This window comes from Devosia sp., from assembly GCF_017307565.1.
Classification (GTDB): Bacteria; Pseudomonadota; Alphaproteobacteria; order Rhizobiales; family Devosiaceae; genus Devosia.
Map to the genome: position 1 here is coordinate 1 of NZ_JAFKHD010000477.1, position 7,277 is coordinate 7,277.

Here is a 7,277-nt window from a genome sequence, read left to right on the forward strand (position 1 = left end):
AGTCTGAACGAATTGAAGCGCGTCGACGCCATGCGCACCGACTTCATCGCCAATGCCAGCCACGAGCTGCGCACGCCACTGGCGTCGCTGCTTGGCTTTATCGACACCCTGCTCGGGCCCGCCGCGCGCGATACCGTGGCGCGCGAAAAATTCCTCGGCATCATGCGTGGCCAGGCCGAGCGCATGAGCCGGCTGATCGACGATCTTCTCAGCCTCTCGCGCATCGAAATGTACCAGCATGTGCGGCCCACCGGCTCGGTCGATCTCGCAGCGCTCCTGCGCGAAGTGCGCGAGGGGTTGCAGACCCAGGCCAAGGCGGCCGAGCTCGATGTGGTGCTCGACCTGCCAGAGGGGCAGGTCATGGTCACGGGCGACCGCAACCAGCTCTATGAAGTGTTCGAAAACCTCGTCGACAATGCCATCAAATATGGTGCCGAGGGCAAGACCGTCGATGTGTCGCTGACCCCTATCGATCGCGGCGGCTACCGGCATCTGGTCAGCGTTGTCGACCATGGCCCGGGCGTCGAGCCCGAACACGTGCCGCGCATGACCGAGCGGTTTTATCGCATCGAGGTCGAGACGAGCCGCAAGAAGAAGGGCACGGGCCTGGGCCTTGCCATCGTCAAGCACATCGTCCAGCGCCATCGTGGGCAGATTTCCATCAAGAGCAAGCCCGGCCAGGGGCTTCGCGTGGATGTTATGCTGCCATAGTGCCCAGGGACATCGGCGAAGGGCCGAGTGTTTTGGTCCAGTCAACTCTAGCGTTTGTCGTCACCGCCGGGCTTGTCCCGGTGGTCCATGCCTGTGGTGAGATGGATTGTCGGGACAAGCCCGGCAATGACGACCGGAGAGACGGTAGGGGCCCGGGGAGGCCCTGCTGAAACCACTAAGCCGGGTCGAAATCGGCTGGTCGATGTACTTCTACGAGGCCGGTGGCAAAGCGGCGGGCATTTTGCACGTAGCGATCAGCCGAGGCAGTGAGGCCGGCTATGGCGGCTTCATCGAGGGTGCGGACGACCTTGCCCGGCGCGCCGACGACGAGAGAGTTGTCCGGAATTTCCTTGCCCTCGGTGATGAGGGCATTGGCCCCGATCAGGCAGTTCTTTCCGATCTTTGCGCCATTGAGCACGGTGGCGCCCATGCCGATCAGCGTGTTGTCGCCAATGGTGCAGCCATGGATGATGGCGCTGTGCCCGATGGTGCAGTTTTCTCCGATGGTGAGAGGAAAACCCTTGTCGGTGTGAAGGACGCAGTTTTCCTGCACGTTTGAGCGCGCGCCGATGCTGATGCGCTCGATATCGCCGCGGGCGACGACGCCAAACCAGATGCCGACTTCGGGCCCGATATGGCAATCCCCGATGAGGACGGAGGTGGGGGCGATCCAGCCGACTTGAAGCGAAATCTCCGGCGTGATTCCGTCGAGGGCGTAGATGGGCATTGGGTCCTCCGGTTTAGTTTGGCGTCATAATATCCATCCCCACAGGCGGCGTCATGCCCGCGAAAGCGGGAATCTCCTTGTGCTGGAATGGGCATACCCGCTTTTGCGGGAGTGACGCCGTGTGAGGGTGGATCGGGGAGGCAGGTAATGTGGGGCTAGATACTCACCCCATAGGCCTCGCGCATCTGGGCGATCTCGCTCAGCGTCTGATGAAACAGTCCCCAGTCGTCGCTTTCGGCAATAGGGGCCCAGATGGCTTCCACATCATCGATCAGCATGGTGCGTGGCTTTTCGCGGGCGAAGTAGGCGTGATCGAGATTGAGGTTGGCCGATGGGCCAAAAGTCTCGAGGAGATCGGCGAGGGGACGGAAGGCGTCGGTCGCGTAGAAGTCGGCTGAAGGGCTGCGCGCGGCGCGCTCGGCGCTGAGGCCGCCGCCGCGCCAGTCGAAGAAGAACTGCTCATAGGGCGCTTTGCTCGTCGAGAGAAAGCCGAAGAGCGCGGTGACGAAGGCATTGTTGCTGTCCTCGTCGCGCGGCGACAGGCCAAGGCGGCGCAGCATGGCGAGGGGCAGCTGCGTGCGGAAGATCGGCCAGACCGTGTTGAGGGCCGGCTCCAGCGCTTCGATATTGGAAAGCGGAAGCAGGCACTCGGCAAGGCGCGTGAGATTCCAGGCGAGTGTGTCGGGCTGGCGGCCAAAACTGTAAAGGCCGGTCTCGTCGAAATAGGCGGCGGTGAAGTCTGGATCATAGGCTGGCAGGAACCGCCAGGGGCCGTAGTCAAAACTCTCGCCGGTGATGTTGATATTGTCGGTATTGAGCACGCCATGGACGAAGCCGGCGGCAATCCATTGCGCGCCGAGCAGGGCGACCTTTTCAACCACGGCTTCAAGGAGCGCGGCGGCTGGGTCGGCGGCGCCGTCGAGATGCGGATAATAATTGGCGATGGAATAATCGACGAGGCGGCGGAGATTGTCGGTGTCCTCGAGAAAAGCGAGGCGCTGGAAGGTGCCGATGCGGATATGGCTGTGGCTGAGCCTGGTCAGAACCGCCGAGCGGGTCGGGGAGGGTTCGTCGCCGCGATAGAGCTGTTCACCGGTTTCGACGAGCGAAAAGCTCTTGGAAGTATAGACGCCAAGCGCTTCGAGCATTTCGGTGGCCAGCACCTCGCGCACGCCACCCTTGAGCGTCAGGCGGCCATCGCCGCCGCGCGACCAAGGCGTCTTGCCCGAGCCCTTGGTGCCGAAATCGAGGAGGCGCCCGTCGACGGGATCGACACATTGGGCGAAGAGAAACCCGCGGCCGTCGCCGAGGTCGGGATTGTAGGTGCGGAACTGGTGGCCGTGATAGCGCAGGGCCAGCGGTTGCGGCAGCGAACCGGGCAGGGGCTCGAAGCGGCCAAAGTGTTTGAGCCACTCTGCCTCCGTCAGATCGCCGAGGCCGATACGCTCAGCCCAGCGCTGGTCGCGATGGCGCAGGATGGTCTGCGGAAAATCGGCCGGGACGACCGGATCGAAGAAGTCGCGGCCGAGTTCGGCATGGCGGTTTGCGGGGATAAATTGGGTCATTTCGGCTCTATATCTGGGCCTGTTCTGCAAGGCTCGCTTGCGCCCTCGTGTATGGCGCCCGGGGTCAAATCGGCCTATATCACTCCAGATGATACAGCTTGCACCATTTCAGGCCGCCATCTTCGACATGGACGGCACCTTGCTCGACACGGAAGCGGTCTTCAAGACCATCGTTTTCGAAGTCTGCACCGATCTCGGTTTCGAAATGACCGACGACGTCCACCGTTCCATGGTGGGCGGGAGCCATGAGCGCACCAACCAGCTGCTGCTCGAAGCCTATGGCGTCAGTTTCCCCTATGCTCTCTTCGATGAAAAGTGCCGCGTCAGCATGCGCGAGCGCTCCCATAGCGGCGTGCCGGTAAAGCCCGGCGTGCACGATTTCATCGCTGCACTCCACGCCAACAATATCCCGACGGCGGTGGCCACCTCCTCGCGCAATCCCCATGCTCAGCATCACCTGAGTGCGGCGGGCCTGCTCGATCTTTTCGAGACCATCGTGACGCGCGATGATGTCACCCATCCAAAGCCGCATCCCGAGCCCTATCTGACGGCGGCGAGCCGCCTCAAGATCGACCCGGCCAATTGCCTGGCGCTGGAAGACAGCCTCGCCGGGGTGCATGCGGCCCATGCCGCCGGTATGCAGACCATCATGGTGCCCGACCTCGTGCACCCCAATGATGAAGTCCGCGCGCTCGGCATTTCCATCATGGAAAGCCTGGTGCACGTCCACCGGGCGGCTTTTCCGCACTAAGCAGCACGTTCGATTGTCACGCCGGCTCTGGGTCGGGATGACGGCTCGTGGGTAAGAGAATTGTGCATTTGGCGGGCGATGACTTTGCCCGCCTTGACGTTAACGGCAGGGACGAAATCTGTGTTCGCGCCGCATCTGTCTGTTAAGAATCAGACGCGCTAAAAAGCGCATAAAATTCTAATTTCCCCCTCAAGCCTTTGCTCAGCACGTTGCAAGCCTATGGATTTCATGGGTTTTCAAGATCGGGTTTGCACATTAACCGTGTTTTAAGAAGCTAAGGCGCATGGTTAACCAGCTGTAAATTTTGGCTTCCATCTCTTTACGGGCTTGGCTAGGGTGCCCCCGCAAAGACGGATCGCGAATGTGATCCACACCAGAAGGCCCGCCGGAGGTAACGGATGGGCTCAGGGGCAAGGACGGGGCATTGACTGCTAGCTGGGGGCATAAGTTCCTGCGCGCCGCTTCTAAAGTGGCCGTATTCGCCGCGACGGCACTCGTCGTTGGCGTCATTGCATCGCCCCTCGTGGTTCGTGCCACCGAAAACGACTCGGTCATTCCGCTCGATATTCCTGCACCCATCGCCCAGCTGCGCAGCCAGCCGGCCATCGGTCCCACCGTGGTGCCGCTCGCGCCGGGCCAGCAGCAGCTGACCGATGCCCTCCTCGCCAACTATGTCGCGCGCCAGCAGAAGCTGCGCGCCGTCGACGTGACCGAGGGCGGCCTGCAGCCGGTTCTCTCCACCGAAATGCTCATGGGCTATATCGCCCGCGGTTCGCTCGATGGTGGCAACACCGCGCTGTCCGCGATCGACAGCTTCATGAAGCCGGCCAACCCGGCACGGCCGACCGTCACCCCGGACCTGCTCGCAGCCTATATCGACAGCGGCTACCAGCCGACCGCCAAGCGTATCGAAGTGGCCAATGCCGAGCGCGATTGTCTCGCCCAGGCCATCTATCACGAAGCGCGCGGCGAAAGCTCCGCCGGTCAGCTGGCCGTGGCCAATGTGATCGTCAACCGTGCCCGTTCGGAAAAGTATCCGTCCTCGCTCTGCGGCGTGATCTACCAGGGTGCCAATCAGGGCCGCTACAAGTGCCAGTTCACCTTTGCCTGTGACGGCCGCGTCGATGCGCCGGGCGAACGCCAGGCTTGGGCCCGTTCCATGGCGCTCGCCAAGGACGTCTATGCCGAATACGCAACCGGCGCAAAAATCGGTGCGGTTCCGGACTCGGCTCTGTTCTACCACACCACCAATGTCCGCCCGTCCTGGTCCTACACGTTCAGCCGCGTGGCCGAAGTCGGGGCGCATATCTTCTATTCGCCGAACTGAGTTTTCGGCCTTCAGTTGAGACGTGATGAATTCCCGCGAAAGCGGGAATTTTCGTTTCTGGGGCTGAAAGAGAAATCCCCGCTTTCACGGTGATGACGCGGTGGTGCGGGAGATGTGGTGCCCACAGAGGTTGTCATTGCCAGGTCTGTCCCGGCGATCCATCCTGTTGAGGCCCGCCATCCGGCGGAGGCAGTGGACCACCGGGACAAGCCCGGTGGTATGATGGCCGAGGTTGCTGACTATTCCGCAGCCTGCAGCAGTTGCGGGCCGGCTTCCGCATCGGCGTCGGGGCCGAACTTGCGGAAATTGTTGCGGAAGAGTTCGACGAGCTTTTGCGCCTGGCTGTCATAGGCGTCGGTGTCGGTCCAGCACTGGCGCGGGTCGAGGAGGCGCGGATCGACGCCGGCAACTGCGGTGGGCACAGCAAAGCCGAAGAGCGGGTCGAGCCGGGTCGGGGCGGTGTCGAGCGCGCCATCGAGCGCGGCGGTTAGCAACCGGCGCGTGGAGGCAATATCGATCCGCTTGCCCACGCCATAGGCGCCGCCGATCCAGCCGGTATTGAGCAGCCAGGCCTGCGCGCCGCTATCCCGCAGGCGTTCGGCCAGCATCTCGCCATAGACCGTCGGGTGCAGCGGCATGAAAGGCGCGCCGAAACAGGCCGAGAACGTCGCCTGCGGTTCGGTAACGCCGCGCTCGGTGCCGGCAACCTTGGCGGTATAGCCCGAGAGGAAGTGGTAGACGGCCTGTTCGGGCGTCAGCCTGGCGAGCGGCGGCAAGACACCGAAGGCGTCGGCAGTGAGGAAGACCACGGTTTTAGGCGTGCCGCCGACGCTGCCCGGGGCGAGCGCGGGCAGGACATCGAGCGGATAGGCCGCGCGGGTGTTTTCGGTCAGCGAGACATCGTCGAATTCGGGCACGCTGCCGGCGTCGAGCACGACATTTTCAAGCACGGTGCCAAAGCGGCGCGTGGCGGCGAAAATCTCGGGCTCGGCCGTGGCGCTGAGCTTGACGGTCTTGGCGTAGCACCCGCCTTCGAGGTTGAAGACGCCGTCCCGGCTCCAGCCGTGTTCGTCATCCCCGATCAGCGGGCGCGCCGGATCGTTGGAAAGCGTCGTCTTGCCGGTGCCCGAAAGGCCGAAGAACAGCGCGGCCTCCCCATCGGGGCCGAGATTGGCCGAGCAGTGCATGGGCAGTACGTCGTCTGCCGGGGCGTGGAAATTGAAGAGCGAGAAGACGCTCTTCTTGATTTCGCCAGCATAGCGGGTGCCTGCGATCAGCACCACATTGCGGCTCATGTCGAGCGCGATGACGGTTTCGGTGCGCGTGCCGTGGCGGGCTGGATCTGCCGTGAACAGCGGCGCGTGGATGATGGTGACGGGCGTGGACGCATCCGAGGCGTCGATGCCGTCGCCGGGGCGAATGAGCAGGTTGCGGATGAAGAGGGCGTGCCAGGCGCTGGGAGTGAGCACGGTGACGCCGTATTGGTGGCGCGCATCGGCCCCGGCAATGAGGTCCTGGCGGTAGAGGTTCTGGCCGGCAAGGTGCGCCTTCATATCGGCAAGCAGCAGGTCGAACTGTGCCGGGGCCAGCGCTCCCGAATTGTCCCACCACACTTTTTTCTCGGTCAGCGCGTCGCGGACGATGAACTTGTCCTTGGGCGAGCGGCCGGTAAAGGCGCCGGTCTCGACCGAGAGGGCGCCATGGGCCGTCAACTGGGCGCCGCCGTAAGACAGTGCATCGGCAACCAGCCGGGGGGCAATGGCGTTGTCACTGAGTGAAAGTGCGGCTTCGGCGATAGCCTGGCGCAGGGTGTTATGGTTCAAATCACTCATTTTCGATCTCCATCGGGCGCCGTGGACGGCAGCAGATGGTCAGGAAAGTAAGAGGGGCTACGGCCCGCGAACCATCCCGAAATCGGTCGTAAGACGGAAGTCGCAGCCATTTTGTGGGAAGGCATGCACTGGCGACAGGCTTGGCCCCGCCTTATTTAACGCGTAATTGTCGCCTGCAACGTCGCTGGAAGGGGCTGAGGCCCGAACAAGATGCAAGCGTCGCAACAAGAAAGGCAGAATATGCCCAAGATCGCCCTCGTGGACGACGACCGGAACATTCTTACCTCCGTTTCCCTCACCCTCGAGGCGGAAGGCTACCAGGTGGCGACCTATACCGATGGCGCCTCGGGTCTTGAAGGCCTGA

General features: G+C 62.9%; 6 protein-coding genes and 1 pseudogene. 4 read left to right on the forward strand and 3 right to left on the reverse strand.

From position 1 onward, the window contains the following. The coding region (locus J0I64_RS20850) for an ATP-binding protein (RefSeq protein ID WP_291411905.1) at positions 1-711 on the forward strand (711 nt) is incomplete at its 5' end. 175 nt (positions 712-886) lie between these two features. Here J0I64_RS20850 and J0I64_RS20855 read toward each other — a convergent pair. Both J0I64_RS20855 and J0I64_RS20860 read right to left on the reverse strand, forming a co-directional pair. Next, a complete protein-coding gene (locus J0I64_RS20855; RefSeq protein WP_291411907.1) occupies positions 887-1,438 on the reverse strand; it encodes a gamma carbonic anhydrase family protein in 552 nt (183 codons plus the stop codon). Between the two features lie 155 nt (positions 1,439-1,593). After that, complete coding sequence (locus tag J0I64_RS20860) at positions 1,594-3,003, reverse strand: protein adenylyltransferase SelO (protein ID WP_291411909.1); 1,410 nt, start codon at positions 3,001-3,003, stop codon at positions 1,594-1,596. Positions 3,004-3,091: 88 nt separating this feature from the next. Between J0I64_RS20860 and J0I64_RS20865 the strand changes: the two genes are divergently transcribed. Both J0I64_RS20865 and J0I64_RS20870 read left to right on the forward strand, forming a co-directional pair. After that, on the forward strand, positions 3,092-3,754 hold the full coding sequence (locus J0I64_RS20865; protein WP_291411911.1) for an HAD family phosphatase: 663 nt from the start codon (positions 3,092-3,094) through the stop codon (positions 3,752-3,754). A 424-nt stretch (positions 3,755-4,178) separates the two neighbouring features. Continuing rightward, positions 4,179-5,081 (forward strand): cell wall hydrolase, encoded by a 903-nt coding sequence (locus J0I64_RS20870; RefSeq protein ID WP_291411913.1) that lies wholly within the window; start codon positions 4,179-4,181, stop codon positions 5,079-5,081. A 239-nt stretch (positions 5,082-5,320) separates the two neighbouring features. Here J0I64_RS20870 and pckA read toward each other — a convergent pair whose 3' ends face one another. Next, on the reverse strand, positions 5,321-6,913 hold the full coding sequence (gene pckA / locus J0I64_RS20875; protein ID WP_291411915.1) for a phosphoenolpyruvate carboxykinase (ATP): 1,593 nt from the start codon (positions 6,911-6,913) through the stop codon (positions 5,321-5,323). A gap of 240 nt (positions 6,914-7,153) precedes the next feature. On the opposite strand from pckA, the pseudogene J0I64_RS20880 reads away from it, so the two are divergent. Beyond that, positions 7,154-7,277 (forward strand): annotated as a pseudogene (locus tag J0I64_RS20880) (DNA-binding response regulator); the annotation flags it as partial.